This window comes from Hydrogenophaga sp. (assembly GCF_031426985.1).
Taxonomy (GTDB): Bacteria; Pseudomonadota; Gammaproteobacteria; order Burkholderiales; family Burkholderiaceae_C; genus Hydrogenophaga.
Genome location: NZ_JASJOY010000039.1, coordinates 1 through 24968 on the forward strand (window position 1 = coordinate 1; position 24968 = coordinate 24968).

The window sequence follows — 24968 nt, forward strand, 5'->3', positions numbered from 1 at the left end:
CTTTCTTGGTGTCGTGGCGCAGGTACTGCGGGTCGCGCACGTCCACGTCGGCCGGTTCGCCGTCGGTGATGACGAGCAGCAGCTTCTTGCTGCTGCGCTGCGCCTTGAGCGCAACCGTGGCGTGGCGGATGGCCGCGCCCATGCGGGTGGACAGCTGGCCTTCCATGCCCGCCAGGCGCGCCTTGGCCAGGTCGTCGTAAGGCTGGTCGAAGTCCTTGAAGCGCCAGTAGTGCACGTCGTGCCGACCGTCGGAGCAGAAACCGTGGATGGCGAACGGGTCGCCCACTTTCTGGATCGCGTCGGCCAGCAGCGCGCAGGCCGAACGGGTGAGGTCGAGCACCGTCTGGTCCTGGCCGCCGGCTCGTTCGCCGGGCCGCCCCACGGGCGAGCCTGCCCCCTCAGGGGGCAGCGACCCGCGCAGCGGCGGAGCGTGGGGGCTCTGGACTTTGTCGTTTGTTGATTGAGACAGGTCGAGCAGCACGAGAACGGAGATGTCGCGTGTCTTGCGCACACTGCGCATCATGATGCGCGGGTCGGGCTGGCGGCCCATGCGCATCTCGATCACCGAGGCCAGCGCGGCGTTGAGATCGATGTCGTCACCGTCTTCCAGCTGGCGGATGCGCTGCACGCCCTGCGGCTGCATCGCGTCCAGGATGTGTTTCATGCGGCCGATCAGGCGCCGATGTTCGGTGAGGATGGCGTCGATCACCGCCGGATCACCGGCCTTGGGGCGGCGCTCCTGCACCGTGGCCCAGGCCGGGCGTTCGAGCTGGATCAGGTGGTCCCACTCGGCGTAGTGCACCGGCGGCAGCACCGGCTCACGCCCTTCGCTTTCGTTGAAGGACACGCCCAGGTCTTCGTAGGGAAACAGCTCGGTGCCCAGCACCCAGATCTCCTGCGCGTCGTCGCCCGCGCCTTCCACTTCGAGCTCGTTGACGAACGCCATCAGGTTCACCTGCTTGCGCAGCTGCTGCGGCGACTCGACACCGGCGGCCATGCTGCGCTCGAAGTCGAAACCGTCGAAAGCCCAGAAGTAGCGGTTGTCGTCGCGGTAGGCCGCGGTCTGCAAGTCCGTGCGCGGCTGGTGGCTGGGGCCTTGCGTGAGTTCGCGGTAGCTGTGCGCGAGCTGCACGCCCAGTTCCCACGACACGGTGTTGTCGTGCGGATCGGCCTGCATGCGCGGCAGCGCCTCGGCGAACAACGCGCGGCCCTGCGCGATCCAGGGATGGGCGTCTTCATACGCCAGGTCGAGCAGGGCGCGCGCGAGGCGATTGAGCCAGTCGCCGGCCGTCTGGTTGTGTGAAGCCTGCGCAGTGTGCAGCTGCGCCCAGAGCGGACGCAGACCGGGAAAGCGCGCCAGCGTCAGCGCCTCCACCCGCGCGTCTTCCACCAGTCCGATCAGCGCCATCTGCCAGGGGCTGAGCGATTCGGCCGAGATCGGCCGGCGCGTGAACACCACGTGCGCGGCGGCGTGCGCGGCGGCGGCGCGGTACAGCTGCGTCGCGTCCACGGTGCCGGCGTTGCCTTCGACCGCATCGTAGGCGTCGGGCAGGTGGATGAAGTGGTCCTCGATGAAGGGACGGTAGCCGTCACGGGATTCAAAATCCCCTGCTGTCGGGCGCATGAAGAAGTCGCGCCCCCACAGCGCGCGCAGGTACATGTTGATGCGCCGTTGCACGTCCACCAGCAGCGTGCCCTTGCGCTCCTGCTGCAGCATGGCCAGCGACTCTTTGGACCGCAGGCCGAAGTAGGCGATCTGCTCCTCGTAGTTGGTGCGGTGGGCCTGCGCGCCCCAGGTCGCCCAGCGCCGCAGGCCACCGAGCGTGAGCTGGCCGAACAACGCGTCGATCTGGCCCAGCATGGGCCGCAGGCCGCGCGGCGCCTGCGCCACCAGGGTGTTGAGGAACTGCAGGTACTGCAGGAACAGCGCGCCGTCGGCCAGGCGGCGCGCGGCGGTGGGCGCGGTGGCCAGCACCAGCTCGATCACCGCGCCCGAGGTCTTGGACGCGAGCTGCAACGCGGTGCTGGCCAGCTCGCCCACCACGTCTTCGCCGATCTCGGCGGCCACCTGCGGCGCGCTGTCGATCCAGGCGTTGACCAGCTCGTGCCCGCGCCCCAGACCGCGCAAGGCGGCGGCGCCTTTGACGTAGTTGTCCAGCCCGCGCGCAGAGAACACCTTGGTGGCGTCCGGCCAGCAACGCTCCAGCAGCTCGCGCGAGGCCGGGTCCAGCGGGGCGGTCCACTCGGTGTGGTCGTGCAGGTGGACGCTCATGGCCTGCCTCTGCCGATCAGAAGAACGTCGACACGGCAGCGTCGAGCGCGTCGCGCATGTCCGGGTCGTCGGTGATGGGGCGCACCAGGGCCACGCGGCAGGCGGCCTGCGCGGCCACACCCTGGGCGATCAGGCTGCCCGCGTAGATCAGCATGCGGGTGGAGATGCCTTCGTCCAGGCCGTGGCCCTTGAGGTTGCGCGCACGCTCGGCGATGCCGACCAGCTTGCCTGCCACGTCGGCGCTCACGCCGGTTTCGTGGGCCACGATCTCGGCCTCGATGGCGTGTTCGGGGTAGTTGAAATCCAGCGCGCCGAAGCGCTGTTTGGTGGACTGCTTCAAATCCTTCATCAGGCTCTGGTAACCGGGGTTGTAGGAGATGACGATCTGGAAGTCCGGGTGGGCCTTGATCAGTTCGCCTTTTTTCTCCAGCGGCAGCACGCGGCGGTTGTCGGTCAGCGGGTGGATCACCACCGTCGTGTCCTGCCGGGCTTCGACGATTTCGTCGAGGTAGCAGATGGCGCCGTGGCGCGCGGCGGTGGCCAGCGGGCCGTCCTGCCAGCGGGTGCCGTGGGCGTCCAGCAGGAAGCGGCCGACCAGGTCGCTGGCGGTCATGTCTTCGTTGCAGGCCACGGTGATCAGAGGCTTGTTCAGCTTCCAGGCCATGTGCTCGACGAAGCGCGTCTTGCCGCAGCCGGTGGGGCCCTTGAGCATCATGGGCATGCGCACCGAGTACGCGGCCTCGTACAGCTCGACCTCATCGGCCACCGGGCGGTAATAGGGTTGTGCGGCGACGCGGTAGGCGTCGAGGTTGTCGCTCATGTTCGTCTCCACAGACCTTGCACTCGTTGTCTTGTTGCGTTGGCCTGCACCGCGTGGTGCGGCGTGGCCGACTCCGTTCGTGTCCCCCGCCGGCCTGCGGCCGGCTCCTCCTTTACCTCACTGCGTCAGCCCCACCGCACCACGCTCATGGACGCTCAGGCAAGGAGAACGCCCACCCAATGTCCGGAGATCGTGCCTTGTTCGAGAGATGCCGTGGAACCGGCTTTGCCGGGCCACAAGCATCGTCCCCCCTTCAAGGGGGGAAGCCGCGCAGCGGCGCAGGGGGGTTACACCGTCTTCCCGCGATAGATCACCATCGAAGCACCCTGCGACTGCTTGAAGTTGTCGTAGCCGATCAGGCGCACGTGGTTGTCCGGGTTGGCCTGGCGGCAGGCCTCGCACTCGGCCAGCACCTTGTCCACGTCGGTCTCGCCGAACATGGGCAGCTTCCACATGTACCAGTACGAGTCCATCAGGTACTGCGGCTCGGTGTGTTCGATGGCCGGGTTCAGGCCTTTCTTGACGAGGTACTCGACCTGCTTGCGGATCTCGTCCTGGGTCATCGCCGGCAGGTAGGAGAAGGTCTCGAACTTGCGGCTGGCGGGGTCGGAGAGGCGGCTGGTGTAGTCCTGCATGCTCATGGTGAATGTCCTTAAAAAAATGGGGCTGCATCCGAACCGGTCAAGTTCGATTCAGGACGCGAAGCGAAGCCGCAGACCGTGCTGAAGGCACGGCAAGGCTTTGCGACAACGTCATGGATCGAAATCGACCGGTTCACTTGTGGGCGACGTCGAGCTTGTCCACCGTGTCGAACTCGAACTTGATCTCTTTCCAGGTCTCCATGGCGATCCTGAGTTCGGGCGAATGTTGGGCGGCTTCGCTCAGCACGGCCTTGCCTTCCTTCTCCACGGCCACGCCTTCGTTGCGCGCCTTGACGCAGGCTTCCAGCGCCACGCGGTTGGCGGCGGCGCCGGCCGCGTTGCCCCAGGGGTGGCCCAGCGTGCCGCCGCCGAACTGCAGCACCGAGTCGTCGCCGAAGATGTTTACCAGCGCCGGCATGTGCCAGACGTGGATGCCGCCGGAGGCGACCGGCATCACGCCGGGCATGGAGCCGAAGTCCTGGTCGAAGAAGATGCCGCGGCTGCGGTCTTCCTGGATGAACTCGTCGCGCATGATGTCGATCCAGCCCAGGGTGGAGGCGCGGTCGCCTTCGAGCTTGCCCACCACGGTGCCCGAGTGCAGGTGGTCACCCCCCGAGAGGCGCAGCACCTTGGTCAGCACGCGGAAGTGGATGCCGTGGTGCGGGTTGCGGTCGAGCACGGCGTGCATGGCGCGGTGGATGTGCAGCAGCATGCCGTTGTCGCGGCACCAGTTGGCCAGGCCGGTGTTGGCCGTCAGACCGCCGGTGAGGTAGTCGTGCATGATGATCGGTGCGCCGATTTCCTTGGCGAACTCGGCACGCTTGTACATCTCTTCCGGGGTGGGCGCGGTCACGTTCAGGTAGTGGCCCTTGCGCTCGCCGGTCTCGCGCTCGGCTTTTTCAATCGCTTCCTGCACGAAGTCGAAACGCTGGCGCCAGCGCATGAAGGGCTGGCTGTTGACGTTCTCGTCGTCCTTGGTGAAGTCCAGGCCACCGCGCAGGCATTCGTACACCGCACGGCCGTAGTTCTTGCCCGACAGGCCCAGCTTGGGCTTGATGGTGCAGCCCAGCAGCGGGCGGCCGTACTTGTTCATCATGTCGCGTTCGACCTGGATGCCGTGGGGCGGGCCGCCGCAGGTCTTCACATACGCGATCGGGAAGCGGATGTCTTCCAGGCGCAGGGCGCGCAAGGCCTTGAAGCCGAACACGTTGCCCACCAGCGAGGTCAGCACGTTGACGACCGAACCTTCTTCGAACAGGTCGATCGGGTAGGCCACGAAGGCGTAGAAGCAGGTGTCGTCGCCGGGCACGTCTTCGATGCGGTAGGCGCGGCCCTTGTAGTAGTCCAGGTCGGTCAGCAGGTCGGTCCAGACCGTGGTCCAGGTGCCGGTGGACGACTCGGCGGCCACGGCGGCGGCCACTTCCTCGCGGTCCACACCAGGCTGCGGCGTGATCTTGAAACACGCGAGGATGTCGGTGTCCTTGGGGGTGTAGTGGGGTTCCCAGTACATGCTGCGGTATTCCTTGACACCGGCGTTGTAGGTTTTGGTGGCCATGCGTGTTGCTCCTTCTCGGGTGGTCGAACGTCTCGATGTGTCGCCCAAAGCGGCCCGGACTGTGCTGTCTTTCGGGGCGCGACTGCTCTGAACTGGAGCGAATTGTTGGCCGCCACAACAATAAATAAAAGTAAAATGTTTTGACTATGATGATTTATCAAAGTCAATTTATAACGAGGACCCATGAACCTGCGACACGCCACCCTGCACCAGCTGCGCATCTTTCTGGCCGTGGCGCGCCACAGCAGCTTTGCCCGCGCCGCCGAGGCGCTGCACCTCTCGCCGCCCACGCTGTCGCTGCAGGTCAAGCAGCTGTCGGAAACGGTGGGCCAGCCGTTGTTCGAGCAGCTGGGCAAGAAGATCTACCTGACCGCCCCCGGCCGCACGCTGGCCGACGCCTGTGAGGACATCGAGAGCCGCATGGAGCGCCTGGCCGAGGACCTGGCCGCGCTGCAGGGCGTGGAACGCGGCAGCCTCAAGCTGGCCATCCTGACCACCGTGAAGTACACCGTGCCCAAGCTGCTGGGCGGCTTCTGCGCGGCGCACCCGGGCATCGACGTGGCCATGGTGGTGGGCAACCGCGAGAAGCTGCTGCAGCGCCTGGCCGGCAACGAGGACGACCTCTACATCATGGGTCAGCCGCCCGAGCAGATGGACGTGGTCAGCGAGGCGTTTGCCGACAACCCGCTGGTGCTGGTGGCGCCGCCCGACCACCCGCTGGTGGGGCAGACAAGCCTCTCACCGCAGCGCCTGGCGAACGAACCCTTCATCCTGCGCGAGGCCGGTTCGGGCACGCGCCTGACCACGGAAAAGTTCTTCGCCGGGCACGGCATCGTGCTGAAGAACCGGCTGGAGGTGGGCAGCAACGAAGCCATCAAACAGACCGTGGCCGGTGGCCTGGGGCTGGCCGTGCTGTCGGCCCACACGGTGGTCTCGGAACTGGCGCTGGGCGAACTGGTGCAGCTGGACGTGCGGGGCTTCCCCCTCATCCGGCGCTGGCACGTGGTGTACCCGCGCGGCAAGCGGCTGTCGGCCGCGGCCCTGGCGTTCAAGGACTGGATGTTCGACCACCGCCAGGGCGCCGAGGCCGCCCGGCCCCAGGCCCGCGCGCGCCGTCGCTCAGCCGCCGATCACTGATCGTCTGCGACGAACCATTCGCGGATCCGCACCTGGTCGATGCGGCGACCTTCGAGCTTGAGCACCTCGAAGCGCCAGCCCACGCAGTCCACGTGTTCGCCCTGCGCCAGCAGCTGCCCCGCCACGGTCTGCATCAGGCCGGCCACGGTGTTGTAGCGGCCCTTGTCCTCGTCGGGCAACTCGTCGATGGCCAGCCGCGCCTTGAGCTCGGCCACCGGCATGGCACCGTCCACCCGCCAGGAGCCGTCGTCCTGCTTGGTGGCCCAGGCGTCCACCGGCCGCTCGGGCGAGAGTTCGCCGGTGATGGCTTCGAGCAGGTCCAGCGGCGTCATCAGGCCCTGCACCACGCCGTACTCGTCCACCACAAAAGCCATGCGCGTGGCGCGCGCGCGAAACTGCTCCAGCAGCTCCATGCCGCTGAGCGTCTCGGGCACGAAGGTGGCCGGCAGCGCGTGCGCGCCGATGGTGCCGCCCGCGCCCTCTTCGCGCAGCGCCAGCAGGCGCGGCAAGTGGATCACGCCCACCACGTCGTCCAGCCCACCGCGGCACACCGGGTACCACGAGTGGCCGACCGACCAGGCCTTGGGCACCGCGTGTTCGACGGCGTCGTCCGCGTCCAGCCACTGGATGTCGGCGCGCGGCACCATGATGGAGATCAGCTGGCGGTCGTCGAGCAGGAACACGTTGCGCACCATCTGGTGCTCGTGCGCCTCGATGATGCCGGCGTCCACGCCCTCTTCCAGGCTGGCGTTGATCTCTTCTTCGGTCACGTGCTGCTGACCGCTGGTGTTGATGCGCAGCAGCTGGAGCACCCACTGCGTGGTGTGCGTGAGCAGCCACACAAAGGGCTTGGCCGCCTGGGCCACAAAGGTCATGGGCCGCGAGACCCAGCGCGCCACGGTCTCGGGGTAGAGCTGGCCGATGCGCTTGGGCACCAGTTCGCCGAACACGATGGTGACAAAGGTGATGACCGCCACCACGATGCCGGTGGCCACGCCCTCGGCCGTGCGCCCGGCCATGCCCCAGCCCACCAGCGAACCGGCCACGCCGTCGCTGAACGCGGCCTCGCCCACGATGCCGTTGAGCATGCCGATGGACGTGATGCCGACCTGCACCGACGACAGGAACTGGGTCGGGTGTTCCAGCAGCTTCATCGCCGCCTGCGAGCCCTTGTCGCCGGCCTCGGCCATGGCCGCCAGGCGGGCCTTGCGGCTGGCCGCGAGCGACATCTCGGACATGGCGAAGGCGCCGTTGAGCAGGGTGAGGAAAAGGATGAGCAGGGTGTCCATGGCTGCGGGAATTGTCCCTTAGAACCTGCCACGCCCCGCCGGCCGCCGCCCCGGCCCACCGCGCGATGGACAATCGCGGCATGGCCACCTATTTCATTGGCGACGTGCAAGGCTGCGACGCCCCGCTCGGGCGCCTGCTGCAGACCATCGACTTCTCCCCCAGCCGCGACACCCTCTATCTGCTGGGCGACCTGGTCAACCGCGGCCCCGAATCCCTGGCGGTGTTGCGCCGCCTGATGGCGCTGGACGGCAGCGCCCACTGCCTGCTGGGCAACCACGACCTGCACCTGCTGGCCGTGGCCCACGGCGTGCGCAAACCCCACCGCAGCGACACGGTGCAGGACATCCTGGCCGCGCCCGACCGCGACGCCCTGCTGACCTGGCTGCGCCACCGCCCCATGGCCCTGCAGGTGCAGGGCTGGCTGCTGGTGCACGCGGGTGTGCTGCCGCAGTGGGACACGGCGCAGACCCTGGCGCTGGCCGGCGAGCTGGAACGCGAACTGCGGGGCGCCGACTGGGGTGTGCTGATGCACAACCTGTACGGCAACCAGCCCGACCACTGGCGGGACGACCTGCGCGGTTACGACCGGCTGCGCGTGATCGTCAACGCGCTCACGCGGCTGCGTTTTTGCTCACCCGAAGGCGTGATGGAGTTCGATACCAAGGACAGCGCCGACGCGGCGCCCGCGGGCTTCATGCCCTGGTTCGAGGTGCCCGGCCGCCGCAGCGCCGGCACACCGGTGGCGTTCGGCCATTGGTCCACGCTGGGCGACGTGCACCAGTCGGACCTGCTGCCGCTGGACACGGGCTGCGTGTGGGGCGGTTGCCTGACGGCCGCGCGCGTGGGCAGCACACCGGACGCCATCGAGCAGATCAGCGTGGCCTGCCCACAGGCCCAGCGTCCCGGCGGCTGAAGTGGCGCCCCCACGCTCCACCGCTGCGCGGGTCGCTGCCCCCAGAGGGGGCTGATTCGCCTTGGGGCGGCCCAGCGGCGAACCGGCCCGTGCTTCAGGCGTTTTCGGTCGGGTTGGTCTCGGGCGCGGGTGCGCTCTTGAACAGCGCGGCCACCTTCTTGCGCGTCTTGATGTTGGGCGAGAGGCGGCTGGCCGGCTTGGCAGTCGCTTCCCAGGCCGGCGGGGCGTCCGACGGCTGGCTGGGTTCGTAGGGCTTGTCGAACAAGGGGTCGGCCGGGGCGCGCGCCGGGCGCAGGGGGCGGCGATCAGCACCCTCGCGGCTGGAGCGGCCTTCGCGGCTCTGACGCGCCTCGCGGATCTCGCGGCCCTCACGCCCCCCATCGCGCTGGGGTTCGCGGTTGCCGTCTTCGCCTTCGCGCCAGGCGCGCTGGCCGTCGTTGAAGCGGCCGGCCGGGCGCTTGTCGGCCTCCAGCTCCACCGCTTCGAGTTCGAGCTTCTTGCCGATCAGCTTCTCGATGTCGGCCATCAGGCGCGTGTCTTTGGCGCTCACGAAAGAGACGGCCAGACCCGAGGCGCCGGCGCGGCCGGTGCGGCCGATGCGGTGCACGTAGTCTTCGGCGTTGAACGGGATGTCGAAGTTGAACACCGCCGGCACGTCCTTGATGTCCAGGCCGCGCGCGGCCACGTCGGTGCAGACCAGCAGGTCGACCTCGCCCTGCTTGAAGGCGTCCAGCGCCTTCAGGCGTTCGTCCTGGCTCTTGTCGCCGTGCAAGGCGGTGGTCTTGAGGCCTTCGCGTTCGAGCGAACGGGCCAGCCGCGCACAGCCGAGCTTGCTGTTGACGAAGACAAAGGCCTGCGTCACGCCGCGCTCTTTCACGATCTGCTTGAGCGTCTGGCGCTTGTCGTCGTCGTCGACGCGGTAGAAGTGCTGCTCGACCGTCGAGGCGGTGGCGTTGGAGCGCGCCACCTCGATGGTGATCGGGTCCTGCAGGTAGCTGCTGGCCAGGCGCTTGATTTCGGACGAAAAGGTGGCCGAGAACAGCAGCGTGGTGCGGGTCTTGGGCAGGTAGCTCAGGATGCGCTGCAGGTCGGGCAGGAAGCCGATGTCCAGCATGCGGTCGGCCTCGTCGAGCACCACGTACTCGACCTGGTTGAGCACGCAGTTCTTGGCTTCGATGTGGTCCAGCAGACGGCCCGGCGTGGCGACCAGCACCTCGACGCCCTTTTTCAGTTCCAGCGTCTGCGGCTTCATGTCCATGCCGCCGAACACCACGGTGCTGCGCAGCTGGGTGTATTTGGCGTACTGGGCGACCTGGTCGGCCACCTGGACCGCCAGCTCGCGCGTGGGCAGCAGCACCAGGGCCCGCACCGGGTGGCGCGCCGGGGAAGTGGACGCGTTCTCGTGCTTGAGCATGCGCTGCAGCAGCGGCAGCGAGAAGGCCGCCGTCTTGCCGGTGCCGGTCTGGGCGGCGCCCATGACGTCACGCCCCTGCAGCACGACCGGGATGGCCTGTGCCTGGATGGGCGTCATGCTCTCGTAGCCCATCTCGGCGATGGCACGGGCGAGGTTGGGCGAGAGCTGGAGTTCGGAGAAGGATTGGGTCATTGCAGTGCGCGCGCACAGTGCGCGTTAACCCGGTATTGTCTCACTTCGGGTGTTTTTCACCCAGCCACGCGTTGCGCGGCCCACGCAGCGGCGTGGCGCGAGGGCTCGGACGGGCCAGCCGCCGGGCTGGCCCAGCCCCTGGGCCCGGGATGCGCCAGGTCCCCGCCCGATGCTGGGGCAGCGACCCGCGCCGCGGCGGAGCGTGGGGGCGTAGCCGGGCCAGCCGCCGGGCCGCCCCAAGGCAGGCCCAGCCCCCTTGGGGGGCAGCGACCCGCGCAGCGGCGGAGCGTGGGGGCTACAGCGCTCTGGTGTTGAACGTGTCGCAGGCCTTCACGCTGCCCGTTTCCAGGCCTTTGTGGAACCAGCGCTGGCGCTGTTCGCTGGTGCCGTGGGTGAAGCTGTCGGGCACCACCGTGCCCTGGCTCTTGCGCTGCAGGGCGTCGTCGCCGATGGCGGCGGCCGCGTTCAGCGCCTCTTCCACATCCCCCGGTTCCAGGATGCCTTTGGACTGGTGGTTGTGGTGGGCCCAGATGCCGGCAAAACAGTCGGCCTGCAGTTCCAGCCGCACGCTCAGCGCGTTGTACTCGCGCTCGCTCACGCGCCGGCGCGCCTGCTCCATCTGCTCGGTCACGCCCATCAGGTTCTGCACGTGGTGGCCGACCTCGTGCGCGATCACATAGGCCTGGGCGAAATCGCCCGGCGCGCCCAGCTGCTGGCGCAGGGTGTCGTAGAAACCCAGGTCGATGTAGACCTTCTGGTCGCCCGGGCAGTAGAACGGCCCCATGGCCGCCTGGCCGGTGCCGCAGGCCGTGGGCGTGGCGCCGCGGAACAGCACCAGGCGCGGCTTCTGGTACTGCGCCCCACTCTGCTGGAACACGGTGGTCCACACGTCTTCGGTGCCGCCCAGCACCGAGGCGACGAACTGCCCCATCTGGTCGCTGGGCTGGCCCGTGCTGGCCGCGGGGGCGGACTGCTCCACCGGTGCCGCCAGGTCGCCGCCCCCGCCGAGCACGCCCAGGATGGTCATGGGGTTGATGCCGAAGATCCAGCCCGCCACCAGGGCGATGGCGATGGTGCCCAGGCCCACGCCACGGCCCCCCACCCGGCGCGGCGCACCGCCGCCACCGAACATGCCGCCACCCGATGCTCGGCGGTCCTCAATCTGGTCGGACTGGCGGTTGTTTTCCCATTTCATGGTGTGGCTCCTCGGGCGTGACAGGGATCGGCGGAACTTGGCAATGGCGGCGGGGGTCCCACAAGCGCCATGGTCGGCCGGCATGGGTGGCATCCGGCGCTCAAAACCGAATACCAAAGAATGACAGTTCGCATTATGCAAAGCCCCGGGCGCGCCGTCGCCTGGCTGACCCTGTGTGCCGCGCTGCTGCTGACCGGTTGTGCCCACACGCTCACGGCCAAGGTGACGCGATTCAACCAGTGGCCGGCCGACGCGGCGGGCGCCAGCTACCGCTTCACCAGCGCCGACCCGCAACGCACCCTGGAACTGCAGGCCTACCAGGGCCAGGTGGGTGCCGAACTGCAGCGGCTCGGCCTGCGCCTCGCGGCCGCAGGCGAACCGGCGCGCTTCGTGGTGGACGTGCGGGCCGACCTGAGCGAGCAACAGCGCCAGCGGCTGGTGCCCGTTTACAGCGATCAGTGGGTGTATGTGCCGCCCTGGCGCGACGCGCAGGGCCGGCTCTTCGGCGGGCACTGGGTGCCCGACCCGATGGGAGCGCGCTACGCGGGCGACCGCACGGTGACGCAGACGGTGCAGCGCAGCCAGCTGCAACTGCGCATCAGCGAAAGCGGCCCGGGCAGCGGCGCACGCAGGGTGTTTGAGGCCACCGCGGTGCACGAGGGCAGCGACGACGATCTGGTGGCCGTGGTGCCTTACCTGGTGCAGGGCACGTTCCAGGACTTTCCGGGCGCCAACGGACAGGTGCGGCGGCTGAGCTTCGACCTGCCTGGCCGCTGACGCTTCAACGGCTGGGCATCCGGGCGCAGGCCCAGCCGGTCAGGTCTTGGGCAGCGTGACGCCGACCTGCCCCTGGTACTTGCCGCCGCGGTCTTTGTACGAGGTCTCGCAGACCTCGTCGCTCTCGAAGAACAGCACCTGGGCGCAGCCTTCACCGGCGTAGATCTTGGCCGGCAGCGGCGTGGTGTTGGAGAACTCCAGCGTCACGTAGCCTTCCCATTCGGGCTCGAACGGGGTCACGTTGACGATGATGCCGCAGCGGGCGTAGGTGCTTTTGCCCAGGCAGATGGTCAGCACACTTCGCGGGATGCGGAAGTATTCGACCGTGCGCGCCAGCGCAAAGCTGTTGGGCGGGATGATGCAGACGTCGGAATTGATGTCCACAAAGCTCTTCTCGTCGAAGTTCTTCGGGTCCACCACCGAGCTGTAGACGTTGGTGAAGACCTTGAATTCGGGTGCGCAGCGGATGTCGTAGCCGTAGCTGCTGGTGCCGTAGCTGACGATCTTCTGGCCCGCGGCGTTCTGCCGGATCTGACCCGGCTCGAAAGGCTCGATCATGCCGTGCTGCTCGGCCATGCGGCGGATCCATTTGTCGCTCTTGATGCTCATGCTGCCTGCTCCGTGGAATAGCCCGCGATTGTAAGGATGCCGCCCCCACGCTCCGCCGCTGCGCGGGTCGCTGCCCCCCAAGGGGGCTGACCTGCCTTGGGGCGGCCCAGCGGCAGGTCTGCCGCCCCCACGCCCCGCCGCTGCGCGGGTCGCTGCCCCAAGAACGGGGAGAGTCCCGGTCTTCGCCGGGACAAAGGGGGCTGATCCGGCTTGGGGCGGCCCGGCGCCGGATCGCCGTCAGCCGCCTGCCGTGACGGTGCGCACCACCAGGCGGTCGTCGCCCAGCACGATCAATGCAAACAGCAGCTCGTCCAGGCTGTTGGCCTGCGCCGTCTTGCGCGCCAGCAGGGGTGTGGCCTTCGGGTTCAGCACCACGAAGTCGGCCTCGTGCCCGGGCGTGAGGTTGCCCACCACGCCCTCCAGGCCCAGCGCCTGCGCCGCGCCCGCGGTGTGCTGCCACCAGAGCTGGCCGGGCGTGAGGCTCAGGCCCGGTTTGGTGTGCCCCTCCCGGCCCACGGTGTAGGCCGCCAGCATGGTGTGAAAGGGCGAGAAGCTGGTGCCTCCGCCCACGTCGCTGGCCAGGCCGTAGCGCATGCCGGCCGCGTCGGCTGCGGCGTAATCGAAAAAGCCGCTGCCCAGGAACAGGTTGCTGGTCGGGCTGACGGCGGCGGCCGCGCCGGTCTCGCGCATCAGCGCGCGGTCGGTCGCGTCCAGGTGGATGCAGTGGGCGTAGACGGCGCGCTCGCGCAGCAGGCCGAAGTCGCCGTACACGCCCAGGTAGCTGCGCGCCTGCGGGTACAGCTCGGCCACCCACTTCACCTCGTCGTGGTTCTCGGCCACATGGGACTGGATCCACACGTCGCCGTAGCGGGCCGCCAGTTCGCCCGCGCCACGCAGCTGCGCGTCGGTGCTGGTGGGCGCAAAGCGCGGCGTGATGGCGTAGCCCAGCCGGTCCACGCCGTGCCAGCGGCGGATCAGCTCGTCGGTGTCGATCAGGCTTTGCTCGGTCTGGTCGCGCACACCGTCGGGACTGTGGCGGTCCTGCAGCACCTTGCCGGTGATGAAGCGCAGGCCGCGCGCCTGCGCGGCTTCAAACGCCGCGTCCACCGACGCGGGGTGCGAGGTGGCGAAGGTCAGCGCGGTGGTCACGCCGTTGCGCTGGAGTTCGTCGAAGAAAAACTCGGCCACGCCGCGCGCGTAGGCCTTGTCAATGAACCGGCTTTCGTGCGGGAAGGTGTAGTGCTCCAGCCAGGGCAGCAGGCCGGCGGCGGGCGCGCCGATCACGTCGGTCTGCGGGTAGTGCACGTGCAGATCGACGAAGCCCGGCGCGATGATGTGCCCGCGCAGGTCTTCGACGCTCACGCCGGCGAAGCGATCGATCAGCGCACCGTGCGCGCCGGCCGCACGCACCACCCGGCGGCCGGTGGCGTCGGGGCCGATGACCAGCAGGCCGTCGCTGTCGTACAGCGGCTGGCCATCGTCATCGAATCGCAGAAGGGCGGCACGGTAGGCTTTCATGGAGCCGACAGCTTAGCCGCTAGCGCGCCCGCCGGCATACGGCGGAACGCATGCACACCATGCGCCTGGACCAAGATGCCGCCGATCGGGCTTCGCCCGGCGGCAGGCATCGCCCGACCGCCCTGTCAGGAGATGACGCCGCAGGCGGCGCGGGGTGATTCAGTGACCCATTCAGCGCGGCAGCTTGGTGGCCACGCCCTCGACCAGCCAGTTCATGCCCAGGATGGCGCCGTCGTCCAGCGCCTGGCCGGCGGCGATGGCGGTCTTGCCCTCGTTGTCCTTCACGCCGGTCTTGCCACCGCTGAACACGGCCAGCTGGCCAGCCGCCATGTCTTTCTGGCGGGCCAGCACTTCGGCCTGCACGGCGACGGGCACCTTGCTGCCAAAACCATCGACGCGGATCATGCCCTCGCGCACGCCGCCCCAGACCTGGGCGCTCTTCCAGCTGCCGTCCAGCACGGCCTTGACGCGGCGGGTGTAGTAGTCGCCCCACTGGTGGGTGACGGCGGCCACCTGCGCGTCCGGCGCGACCTTGCGCATGTCGGAGTGGTAGGCCACGGCCAGCTTGCCGCGTTCCTGCGCCGCCACCATCACCGCGTTGGAGCCGGTGTGGAAGGCCAGCACCTCGGCGCCCTGGTTCATCAGGCTCATGGCGGCTTCGCGCTCACGCGTGGGGTTGAACCATTCGCCCAGGAAGACCACGCGCACGCTGGCCTGGGGGTTGACCGAGCGCATGCCCAGGGTGAAGGCGTTGATGCCCTGGATCACCTCAGGAATGGGAAAACCCGCCACATAGCCGGCCTGCGTGGCCATGCGCCCCGCCGCGATGCCGGCGAGGTAGCGGCCTTCGTAGTAGCGCGCATTGGACGTGGCCACGTTGGGCGCCGTCTTGTAGCCGGTGACCGATTCGAACTTCACGGTCGGGAACTCGCGCGCCACCTTGAGCGTGGGTTCCATGTAGCCGAAGCTGGGCGTGAAGATGATCTGGTGGCCCTGCACGGCCAGGTCGCGGATGACACGCTCGGCGTCCGGGCCTTCGGCCACGTTCTCAACGTAGGTGGTCTTGACCTGACCGGGCAGCGCGGCCTCCACGGCCAGGCGACCCTGGTCGTGCTGGCGCACCCAGCCGGCGTCGGTCAGCGGCGCGACGTAGACGAACGCGGCTTTGACCGGCGTCGTGGTTTGGGCAAAAGCGGGGGAGAAAAAACAGGCGGCCGCGAGCGCGGCAGCGAGGTTTTTGTACATGGTGGTCCTCTACATGGCTTCCAAGTCAGAAAAAAAGCGAGCCGGGGAAGCACCGGCTCGCAGGGCAACAATTTTATCCGTTGGGCGCCTGAAGCGCCGAGATAGCGGTCGAATGCCCGGTTTATCCGGCTCAAGTCCGGGGCCGGCGTTCCTAGAATTTTCAGCAGGGCCAGCCTTCCTGCGCCCACCCAACACACCGAGTCATCCATGGACCTCCCAGCGCTCAAGCCCCTGCCGATGAACGAGATCGTCAGCTTCTCGACCCAGAAGTCCTGGGGCATCAGCGACCCCGTCCGCTTCTACCAGCTGATCGACGAGCTCAAGACCCTGATCTCGCCCGGCCACTACATCGGCGACAACCTGATCACCTGGGGGCGCAACAACTCGCTGTTCGAGGACGACGCCTTCCGCAAGGCCTGGACCGACAACATCCAGAACGACGCCGACCAGGCCATCGCCTGGCGCCGCTACATCCTGGCCACGGCCGCCTGCCATTGCGTGCACCTGCCGGGCGATTTTGTCGAGTGCGGCGTCTACACCGGCACAGGCATCAAGACGGTGGCCGACTACCTGGGCGGCACCGCCTTCCCCAAGACCTTCTGGGGCTTCGACACCTACGACTACCACCCGGTGCAGGGCCACGATTTCGCCGGCCAGCAGGCGGGTTTTTTTGAACAGGTCTGCGCCCGCTTCGCGGCCTATCCGCAGGTGCGGCTGATCAAGGGCCTGATCCCCGAGTCGTTCGTGCAGGGCTGCCCCGAGCAGGTGGCCTTCCTGCACATCGACCTGAACAACGCCGAGGGCGAGCTGGCCACGCTGGAGGCGCTGTTCGACCGCGTCGTGCCCGGCGGCGTCATCGTGCTGGACGACTACGAATGGGCCGCCTACCGCAAGCAGAAGCAGGCCGAAGACCCCTGGTTCGCCGCCCGCGGCTACCGCGTCATGCCCCTGCCCACCGGCCAGGGCATGGTCATCAAACGCTGCCCCCCCGAACAGGACGGTCCGCGAACACCTGTTCCGGGCTTTCCCCGGCCCACGGATTCCTAAAATTTCTTTCACGCCCGCCGCCCCACCCCAGCGGCGCATCCCTACACCAGCCGGCATCCAGCCAAGGACGGAAACCTTGAAAAAAGTACTCAACGTGGGCGGCAACAGCAAGGCCATCCCCCTGCCCCCCGCCTACACGGGCTACGAACACCTGCTGCTGGACATCGACCCGACCGGCCAGCCCGACATCTGCTGCGACGCGCGCCTGCTGTCCACCCTGGACGCCGGCCAGTTCAACGCCATCTACTGCTCGCACAACCTGGAACACTACTACCACCACGATGTGAAGAAGGTGCTGGCGGGTTTCCGCCATGTGCTCAGCGACAGCGGTTTTGCCCACATCCGCGTGCCCGACGTGGGTGCGGTGATGCAGGCCGTGGTGGAGCGCGGCCTGGACATCGAGGATGTGCTCTACCAGTCGTCGCTCGGCCCCATCACGGTGATGGACGTGCTCTACGGCTACGGCAAGCAGATCGAGAGCAGCGGCGTGGAGTTCTTCGCGCACAAGACCGGCTTCACGCCGAAGTCGCTGTCCAAGGCGCTGGTGGCCGCCGGCTTCGGCCACATCTATTGCACCAGCGGCAACCTGGAAGTGACGGCCTGGGCCTTCAAGGGAACACCCGATCCCGAGGTCTGCAAGGCCTTCAACCTGGCCCTGCCCCAGGCGCAGGCGGCCGAACCGGCCCTGGCCTGAAATGGCCTGAGATCAGGCCCCCGCGGGGGCTTGAACGACCCCGACAAAACAAACCCCCCGTGGAGCGTTCCACGGGGGTTTTGTTTTGGGGCTTCCGGAAAGAAGGGCCGACAGGACAGATCGGCCTCGGCCCCCACCTGCCCGACGGGATCAGCCGCGGATGGCCACGCGCTCGACCGCGTCGCCAAAGTCCTGCACGAAGCGCGGCATGTCGAACAGGGGCGACTGGCTGCGGCCGGCCTTCAGGCGCTGCTTCAGGTCGGCGTGCAGCGCGGGCTGGGTGGCGATGTCGATGGCACGGGCTTCGTAGTCGGCCAGCGTCGTCGTGATGAGTTCGGGCAGGTCCAGCGCGGTCAGCAGGCTGCCGGCCATGCGCGAGGCGAAGGTGCGGCCCGAGCGGGTGAGCACGGGCAGGCCCATCCACAGCGCGTCGTTGGCGGTGGTGCCGGCGTTGAAGGGGTAGGCGTCGAGGAACAGGTCGGCCGCGGTGTAGCGGGCCAGGTACTGCTCGGGCGAGACGCGCGGCGCGAACAGCAGGCGCGCCGGGTCCACACCGTGTTCGCCGGCGCGGCGCGTCAGCGACGCCTGCGACCAGGGGTTGTCGGCCAGCAGCCAGAGCACGCTGCCGGGCACGGCTGTGAGCATGCGCATCCAGCTGGCAAAGACCTCTTCGGTGAACTTGTAGTTGTTGTTGAACGAGCAGAAGACGAAACCGTCTTCGGGCAGGCCGCACTGCGCCCGACTGGGCAGCGGCGCCACCGGGCGCTGGCGGTCGCTGCACTGGAAGACGTGCGGCAGGTACAGCGGGGTCTCGGTGTAGAAGGGGCGCTCGGCGTCGGGGATGAGGAAGCGGTCGGCCACCACGTAGTCGATGCCCGGGTGGCCGGTCGGGCCGGGAAAGCCCAGGTAGGTGATCTGCACCGGAGCCGGCTTGTGCGCAATGATGTCGGGCCGCGCGCCCGAGGTGATGCCCTGCAGGTCCACCACGACGTCGATCTCGGCCTCGCGGATGGCGCGGGCGGCGCTGGCGTCGTCCAGGTCGGCGATGCGCACGTAGTGGTCGAAGGACTGGACCACGCGGGCGCGCAGGGCCGAACCGTCTTCGCGGCTCCAGCAGAAGCCGTAGACCTCGAAGCGGTCGCGGTCCAGCAGTTCCAGCAGTTCCACCGTCAGCAGCGACACGGCGTGCAGGCAGAAGTCCGACGAGAGGAAGCCGATGCGCAGCTTCTCGTGCCGGTAGCCTTTTTCGGGCGCCAGGCGTGGCACGCGCAGGTTGACCTTTTCGGTGATGAAGCGGATCGACGTGGCCAGCTGCAGGCCGGGGTCGTCGCTGGCCGAGAGCATGGCCAGCGGCGAGGTGGCCTTGAGCACCTCGCCCTGCCCCAGACCGGGCACGGGCGTGAACACCGGCCAGCTGCACTGCTTTTGCCGCAGGTGCACCCAGTGCTGGATGACCTTGGGTTGCTGCGGCTCGGCCAGCAGGCTGGCGAACAGCTGGCCTTCGGACCGGTCGTACTGGCGCATTTCCTCCAGCAGGCGGCCCATGCCGTTGACCACCAGCAGGTACAGGTCTTTCTGGTGCGTGGGCGTGACCAGCGGGTGGTCCAGCATGGACTGCCAGATGGTCAGCGCGTGCTCTTTGCGGCCCAGGCGCTCCACGGTGGCGCCGAGGTTGAACCAGGCCTGGGCGAAGTCGGGCTTGCTGTTGATGGCGGCGCGGTAGGCGGCTTCGGCCTGTTCGTGCAGCTGCAGCTGGCCGTAGATGACGCCCAGGTTGAACTGCACCACGTGGCGCAGCGGCGATGTGCTGCCGGCCAGCCATTGCTGGTAGAGCGCTGCGGCCTGCTGCGGGCCCTGGGTGGCGCACAGGCGGTCCCCCGCGGCGATGACCTGGAAGGCGTCCAGCGGGGGAGCGGCGGTGTCGGCAGCGGTGACGGAGGCGGGTGCGTTCATGGGCGGCTTTCGTGGGCAAGTCACCCGGCCCACGCGCGCGCAGCGCACGGACCGGTGGTGCCAGCCATGGTAGGTGCGCCGCGCCGGTCGCAAAACCCGGAACAGGCCGGCCAAACCCCGCCAGTTCACCGGACGACGGACGCACCGAAGCCGGGCCCCTTCGCAGGGGCCCGGCTTCGGGCGGATCACGGGCCAGGCGCTGCCGCCCGGCCGTCAGTGGCCTCAGGCCAGCGGATCGATCGGCGGCTGGCTCACACCCACCAGTTGCACACCCGCATCGGCCACGTCGGCGGTGGCGAACCACACGTCGGCGACCTCGTGGGTCTGGCCGTCGGTGGTCTGGTAGCCGGCAGTCAGGCCGACCCAGTTGCCGCTGTCCCAGACCGAGGTGGCCTGGCCGTTGGCGTCGATGGACACGATGCCCAGGTCGCTCAGGCTGCTCAGCTCGCCGGCCTGACTGACACCGTCGCCGTTGGCGTCTTGCCAGACGCGCAGGGCGGCGAAGTCCACATCGGCCAGGCTGATGCTGCCGTCGCCGTTGCTGTCGAGCGCGGCCAGGGCGGCAAAGCCGTCGGCGGCGGTGCTGCCGTCGGCCAGGCGCGTGGCCGTGCCGAACAGTTCCGAACCGTCGTTGATGCTGCCGTCGCCGTTGCGGTCCAGGGCCAGCAGGCCGTCGCCACTGCCCACCCAGCCGGTCTGGTCCAGCGCGCCGTCGGCGTCGATGTCGAACACCACACCGTCGGCCAGGCTGACCGTGTGGATGCCGTTGCCGTCGAGGTCGAAGACCAGGGGCGAGACCAGGGCGCCGGTCTGCGCGACCTCCATCGAAGCCCGTTGCTCGACCGTGAACGCGGCCGACCGCGCCATGTCCAGGGCAGCCAGCTGACCGGCCGTGAGCTGGTCGATCTGGGGCACCGTCAGGGCAGCGATCTGGTCGGTCGTGAACGCGGCGAACTGGGTGTTGGTCAGCGCCGTGATCTGGGTCGTCGTCAGGCTGGGGATGTCCACCGCCTGGATCGCCGCGATCTGGGCCGTGCCCATGGTCGCGAAGTCGGCGGTTTCGATCCCGGCCAGCTGGGCACCGGTCATGGTGACGATCTGCGTGACCGTCAGCGCCTGCACCTGGGCGGCCGTCAAGCCACCGATCTGCGTCGTCGACAGCACCGCGATGTCTTCGTTCTGGATCGCAGCGATCTGACCGGCCGTGAAGGCGGCCAGGTCGGCGGTCTCCAGCGCCTGGAACTGCGTGGTGGTCAGCCCCTGCACCTGCGCTGTGGTCAGCGCGGGCGCCTGGCCGGCGGTCAGGGCGGCGATCTGCGTCGCGTCGAACAGGGCCAGGTCGTTGACCTCGATGGCCGCGATCTGGGTGTTGGTCAGGTTGGCGATCTGCGCCGTGGTCAGCGACGGGATCTGGGCCGCCGTCAACGCGACGATCTGGGCCGTGGTCAGCGCCGCCGTCTGCACAGTGGCCAGGTTGGCGATCTGGCTCGTGCTCAGGGTGCCGAAGTCCAGTGCGTCGATGGCCGCGATCTGCGTGGCGTCCAGGGACGCCAGCGTGGTCGTGGTCATGGCCGCGAACTGGGCCGAGGTCATGGCGCCGAGCTGGCCGGCGGTCAGGCCGTCGGCCTGGGTGCTGGTCAGGGCGGCGATGTGACCGGCCGTGAAGGCGGCCACGTCGGCGTTGTCCATGGCCCCGATCTGCGTCGAGCTCAGTGCATCGAACTGGCCGGCGGTGAGCGCGGCCACCTGGGCGGTGGTCAGTCCCGGCATCGCGGTGCTGGCCAGTGCAGCCACATCGACCGTTTCCAGCGCCACCAGCTGGGCAGTGCTCAGGGCACCCAGCTGGGCGCTGGTCAGGCCAGGCACCTGGCTGTCGGTCAGGGCCACGATCTGGGCCGTGGTCAGGGCGCCGATGTCCTGGGTCTCCAGGATGCCGATCTGGGTGCTGGTCAGAGCGGCCAGTGCCGTGGTGTTCACACCCGCCCACTGGGCGGTGCTCAGGGCCTGCAGCTGGCCGTCGGTCAGCTTGGGCAGCTGGGCCGTGGTCAGCGCACCCACCTGCGTCGGGCTCAGCGCAGCCATCAGCGAGGTGGACAGCAGGGGCAGCTGTTCACTGGTCAGCGCGGCCACCTGGCCGGTGGTCAGCGCCGCCATCTGGGCGGTGGTCAGCGAGGTCACGGCCGTGGTCGAGATGGCGGCCACGTCGGCGGTTTCCATCTTGGCGATCTGGGTCACCGTCAGGGCCGCCAGCTGGGTGCCGGACAAGGCGTTCACCTGCTCGGTGGACAGGCCTTCCACCTGCGCCGTGGTCAGCGACGCGATCTGGCTCGTCCCGAAGTAGCCCATCTGCGCGACGGTGAGCTTGGCCAGGTCGGCCAGTTCGATCGCCCCCACCTGGGCCGAGGTCATGGCGCCGATCTGACCGGCCTCCAGGTCGGTGACCTGGGTGGTGGTCAGCGCGGCGATCTGCGCCGTCGTGAGGTAGGCGAAGTCGGCGTCCTCGATGGCTTGCAGCTGCGTGGTGTCGAACAGCGCCAGAGCGGCGGTGCTGATGCCGGGCATCTGCGCCGAGGTCATGGCCGCAATCTGAGCGGCGCTCAGCTCGGCCGTCTGCGTCGTGGTCAGCGCGGCGATCTGGTCGCTGCCGAAGGCCGGGATCTGCGCCGCTGTCAGCGCCACGATCTGGTCGGTCGTGAGCTTGGCCACGTCGGCCGTTTCCATGGCCGCCAGCTGGGTGTTGGTCAGGGCCACGATCTGGGCCGTGGTCAGCGCGGCCACCTGGGCGGTGGTCAGGGCCTGGATCTGGGCCGTGGTCAGGGCGTTGACGTCGCTGCCCAGCGCCTGGATCTGCGTGGTGCTCAGGTCGTCCAGGTCGGCCACCTCGATGGCGGCGATCTGGCTGCCGGTGAGCGCCCCGACCTGGCCGGCCGACAAGCCGGCCAGCTGGGTGGAGCTCATGGCTTCAATCTGCGCGGTGGTGAACGCGGCCACCTGCGAACCGGCCAGGCCGAGCAGCTGGGTCACGCTCAGCGCGGCCACATCGGTCAGGTCCAGGGCGGCCAGCTGCGCGGTGGTCAGCCAGGCCATTTGTGCCTGGCTGATGGCCTGCACCTGGGCCGTGGTCAGCGCCGGGATGACTTCGGGCGAGATACCGGCCAGGGCACTGGAGCCCAGGGCCTGCAGCTGTGTGGTGGTCAGCGCTGCGACCTGCGACGAGGTCAGCGCACCCACCTGGGCCGCGGTCAGGACTTCCACCTGGTCGGGCTTGAGCGCCACCAGATCGGCCGTTTCCAGGGCCCGCACCTGGGCGGTGGTCAGCGCGGCCACCTGGGCCAGGCTCAGCGCCTGGATCTGGGCCGTGGTCAGGCTGGGGATCAACGTGGGCGTGATGGCGCGCAGGTCGGCCGTTTCCAGGGCCGCGACCTGGGCGGTCGTCAGCGCGGCCACCTGGGCGGCCGTCATCGCGGCCACCTGGGCGGTGCTCAGGGCCACGATCTGCGACGTGTTGAACGCGGCCACATCGGCGGCTTCGAGCTGCTCGAACTGGCCGGTGGTCAGCGCGGCGATCTGGTCCGTCGCCAGGGCGCGGGCCTGGGCCGTGGTCAGCGCGGCCAGCTGGGCGCCGGTCAGCGCCGGGATGTCGGCGGCCTCGATGGCGGCCACCTGCGCGGTGCCCATGCCGGCGATCTGCGCGGCGGTCAGCGCCGCGATCTGCGACGACGTCAGCGCGATCACCTGGGCGGTGCTCAGGGCCGCGACATCACCCACTTCCATGGCCTGCAGCTGTTCAACGCTGAGCTTTTGCAGCTGGGCGTTGGTGAGCTGACGCACCTGGGCGGTGGTCAGGGCCACCATGTCGGCGGTCTCCAGCGCGCCGATCTGCTCGGTGGTGAGCTTGCCGATCTGGTCGGTGGTCAGCGCGGCCACCTGGGCAGCGGTCAGCGCCAGCACCTGGCCGGTGCTCAGGGCCGCCAGGTCGGCGGTTTCCAGCGCGGCGATCTGCGCCGTGCTCAGGTTGGCCACCTGGGCGGTGGTCAGGGCCTGGGCCTGGGCCGTGGTCAGGGCCACGATCTGGTTGGTCGTGAGCTTGACCAGGTCGGCGGTTTCCATGGCCGCGACCTGGGCTGTGGCCATGGCGGCCACCTGGGCGGTGGTCAGGGCCTGGGCCTGGGCCGTGGTCAGCGCCACGATCTGCGCGGTGGTCATGGCGGCCAGGTCGGCCGGGTCGAGCGCGGCGATCTGGGCCGTGCCCATGCCGGCCACCTGGGCGGTGGTCAGCGCGGCGGCCTGGGTGCCGGTCAGGGCGACGATCTGCACCGTGGACATGCCGGCCAGATCGGCCACGTCGAGGGCGGTGATCTGCGCCGTGGTCAGCGCGGCCACCTGGGCGGTGGTCAACGCGGCCACCTGGGCGCCGGTCAGCGCCGCGGTCTGCGCGGTGGTCAGCGCGGCCAGGTCGGCCGTCTCCAGCGCCGCAATCTGGCCGGTGGTCAGGTCGTCGATCTGCGCGGTGGTCAGCGCGGCGGCCTGGGCGGCGGTCAGCGCCACGATCTGCGCGGTGCTCAGCGCGGCGAGATCGGCGGTTTCCAGCGCCGCCACCTGGTCGGTGGTGAGCTTGGCGATCTGGCCCACCGTCAGGGCCACGGCCTGGGCCGTGGTCAGGGCGGCGATCTGCGCCGTGCCCAGCGCGGCCAGGTCGGCCGTCTCCAGCGCCGCGATCTGGGCGGTGGTCAGTGCGGCGGCCTGGGCGGTGGTCAGTGCGGCGGCCTGGGCGGTCGTCAGCTTCACGATCTGCCCGGTGGTGAGCGCGGCCAGGTCGGCCGTCTCCAGCGCGGCCACCTGGGCGGTGGTCAGCAGCGGGATCTGGTCGGTCGTCAGCTGGGTGACCTGCAGCGTGCTCAGGGCGGCGATCTGCGTCGTCGTCAGGGCCTGCAGCTGGGCTGCGGTCAGGTTCTGCAGCTGGGCCGAGGTCAGGGCCGGCACGTCGGCCACTTCGATGGCGGCGATCTGCGCGGTGCTGAACTGGACCAGGTCGGCGGTCTCCAGCGCCACGATCTGCTGGGTGCTCAGCCCGGCGATCTGGGCCGTGGTCAGCCCGGCGATCTGGGCCGTGGTCAGCGCCACGATCTGGGCCGAGCCCAGCGCGGCGATGTCGGCGGCGTCGATGGCGGCGATCTGCGCGGTGCCCAGGGCGGCGATCTGCGCCACGCTCAGGCCCCCCACCTGGGCGCTGGTCAGCGCTGCGATCTGCGCCGTGCTGAGCGACGGCAGGTCGGCCACCTCGATGGCGGCGATCTGCGCCGTGGTCATGGCGGCGATCTGCGCCGGCGTCAGGGCACCGATCTGCGCGCCCGACAGCGTGGCGATCTGGGCCGCGCTCAGCGCGGCCAGGTCGGCGTTTTCCAGGGCGGCGATCTGATCGGTGGTCAGCGCGGCGAGCTGGCCGTTGGTCAGCGCGGTGGCCTGGCCGGCGGTCAGCGCGGCGATCTGAGCCGTGGTCAGCGAAGGCACGTCGGCGTCGTCAATGGCCGCGATCTGCGGCTTGGTCAGCACGGCGATCTGGCCCACGGTCAGCGCGGCCACCTGGGTGGCGTCCAGCGCCGCGATCTGCGCGGTGGTCACGAACGGCAGGTCCGCCAGCTCGATGGCCTGGATCTGGTCGGTGGTCAGCGCGGCCACCTGGCCGGTGGTGAGCT

Annotated in this window: 17 protein-coding genes; 5 read left to right on the forward strand and 12 right to left on the reverse strand. The window is 69.0% G+C overall.

Going from position 1 to position 24968, the window contains the following annotated elements; genetic code table 11:
- From RMP09_RS04940 to RMP09_RS04955, 4 genes are all read right to left on the reverse strand, one after another.
- On the reverse strand, window positions 1-2272 hold a 2272-nt coding region (locus RMP09_RS04940), incomplete at its 3' end, for a VWA domain-containing protein (protein ID WP_310564889.1).
- Between the two features lie 16 nt (window positions 2273-2288).
- Window positions 2289-3092, reverse strand: a complete 804-nt coding sequence (locus tag RMP09_RS04945) for a CbbQ/NirQ/NorQ/GpvN family protein (RefSeq protein WP_310564890.1) — start codon at window positions 3090-3092, stop codon at window positions 2289-2291.
- Window positions 3093-3379: 287 nt separating this feature from the next.
- Window positions 3380-3733 (reverse strand): ribulose bisphosphate carboxylase small subunit, encoded by a 354-nt coding sequence (locus tag RMP09_RS04950; protein ID WP_310564891.1) that lies wholly within the window; start codon window positions 3731-3733, stop codon window positions 3380-3382.
- A 133-nt stretch (window positions 3734-3866) separates the two neighbouring features.
- Window positions 3867-5288 carry a form I ribulose bisphosphate carboxylase large subunit gene (locus RMP09_RS04955; RefSeq protein ID WP_310564892.1) on the reverse strand — a complete coding sequence of 474 codons (1422 nt, stop codon included), beginning with the start codon at window positions 5286-5288 and terminating at the stop codon, window positions 3867-3869.
- A 183-nt stretch (window positions 5289-5471) separates the two neighbouring features.
- Between RMP09_RS04955 and RMP09_RS04960 the strand changes: the two genes are divergently transcribed.
- Window positions 5472-6425: a LysR family transcriptional regulator gene (locus tag RMP09_RS04960; protein WP_310564893.1), complete on the forward strand. Its 954-nt coding sequence runs from the start codon at window positions 5472-5474 to the stop codon at window positions 6423-6425.
- Here the strand turns inward: RMP09_RS04960 and RMP09_RS04965 are convergent.
- Window positions 6419-7714: a hemolysin family protein gene (locus tag RMP09_RS04965; protein WP_310564894.1), complete on the reverse strand. Its 1296-nt coding sequence runs from the start codon at window positions 7712-7714 to the stop codon at window positions 6419-6421. The genes RMP09_RS04960 and RMP09_RS04965 overlap by 7 nt on opposite strands.
- Window positions 7715-7794: 80 nt before the next feature.
- Here RMP09_RS04965 and RMP09_RS04970 point away from each other — a divergent pair, with 80 nt between their 5' ends.
- Entirely contained in the window at window positions 7795-8628 is an 834-nt protein-coding gene (locus tag RMP09_RS04970) for a symmetrical bis(5'-nucleosyl)-tetraphosphatase (RefSeq protein ID WP_310564895.1), read from the forward strand.
- Window positions 8629-8722: 94 nt separating this feature from the next.
- Here the strand turns inward: RMP09_RS04970 and RMP09_RS04975 are convergent, their stop codons facing one another.
- A complete protein-coding gene (locus RMP09_RS04975; RefSeq protein ID WP_310564896.1) occupies window positions 8723-10234 on the reverse strand; it encodes a DEAD/DEAH box helicase in 1512 nt (503 codons plus the stop codon).
- A 295-nt stretch (window positions 10235-10529) separates the two neighbouring features.
- Window positions 10530-11429 (reverse strand): neutral zinc metallopeptidase, encoded by a 900-nt coding sequence (locus tag RMP09_RS04980; RefSeq protein ID WP_310564897.1) that lies wholly within the window; start codon window positions 11427-11429, stop codon window positions 10530-10532.
- A gap of 120 nt (window positions 11430-11549) precedes the next feature.
- Here RMP09_RS04980 and RMP09_RS04985 point away from each other — a divergent pair, with 120 nt between their 5' ends.
- Complete coding sequence (locus RMP09_RS04985) at window positions 11550-12206, forward strand: DUF4136 domain-containing protein (RefSeq protein WP_310564898.1); 657 nt, start codon at window positions 11550-11552, stop codon at window positions 12204-12206.
- Between the two features lie 39 nt (window positions 12207-12245).
- On the opposite strand, the gene dcd is transcribed toward RMP09_RS04985, so the two are convergent.
- The 3 genes from dcd to RMP09_RS05000 form a co-directional block, all read right to left on the reverse strand.
- Window positions 12246-12815, reverse strand: a complete 570-nt coding sequence (gene dcd, locus RMP09_RS04990) for a dCTP deaminase (protein WP_310564899.1) — start codon at window positions 12813-12815, stop codon at window positions 12246-12248.
- A gap of 237 nt (window positions 12816-13052) precedes the next feature.
- Window positions 13053-14333, reverse strand: coding sequence for a guanine deaminase (gene guaD / locus RMP09_RS04995; RefSeq protein WP_310564900.1), 1281 nt, complete (start codon window positions 14331-14333; stop codon window positions 13053-13055).
- Window positions 14334-14504: 171 nt separating this feature from the next.
- The gene (locus RMP09_RS05000; protein ID WP_310564901.1) at window positions 14505-15578 is read right to left on the reverse strand and encodes a BMP family ABC transporter substrate-binding protein; all 1074 of its coding nucleotides are present in this window, start codon (window positions 15576-15578) and stop codon (window positions 14505-14507) included.
- Window positions 15579-15785: 207 nt separating this feature from the next.
- Between RMP09_RS05000 and RMP09_RS05005 the strand changes: the two genes are divergently transcribed.
- Both RMP09_RS05005 and RMP09_RS05010 read left to right on the forward strand, forming a co-directional pair.
- Complete coding sequence (locus RMP09_RS05005) at window positions 15786-16625, forward strand: TylF/MycF/NovP-related O-methyltransferase (protein ID WP_310564902.1); 840 nt, start codon at window positions 15786-15788, stop codon at window positions 16623-16625.
- Window positions 16626-16701: 76 nt separating this feature from the next.
- Window positions 16702-17319 (forward strand): hypothetical protein, encoded by a 618-nt coding sequence (locus RMP09_RS05010; protein ID WP_310564903.1) that lies wholly within the window; start codon window positions 16702-16704, stop codon window positions 17317-17319.
- 150 nt (window positions 17320-17469) lie between these two features.
- Here RMP09_RS05010 and RMP09_RS05015 read toward each other — a convergent pair whose 3' ends face one another.
- Together RMP09_RS05015 and RMP09_RS05020 are read right to left on the reverse strand one after the other, a co-directional pair.
- On the reverse strand, window positions 17470-19272 hold the full coding sequence (locus RMP09_RS05015; RefSeq protein ID WP_310564904.1) for an acetylglucosamine transferase: 1803 nt from the start codon (window positions 19270-19272) through the stop codon (window positions 17470-17472).
- A 222-nt stretch (window positions 19273-19494) separates the two neighbouring features.
- Window positions 19495-24968 (reverse strand): heme utilization protein (locus RMP09_RS05020; RefSeq protein ID WP_310564905.1); only part of this gene is annotated, 5474 nt, incomplete at its 5' end.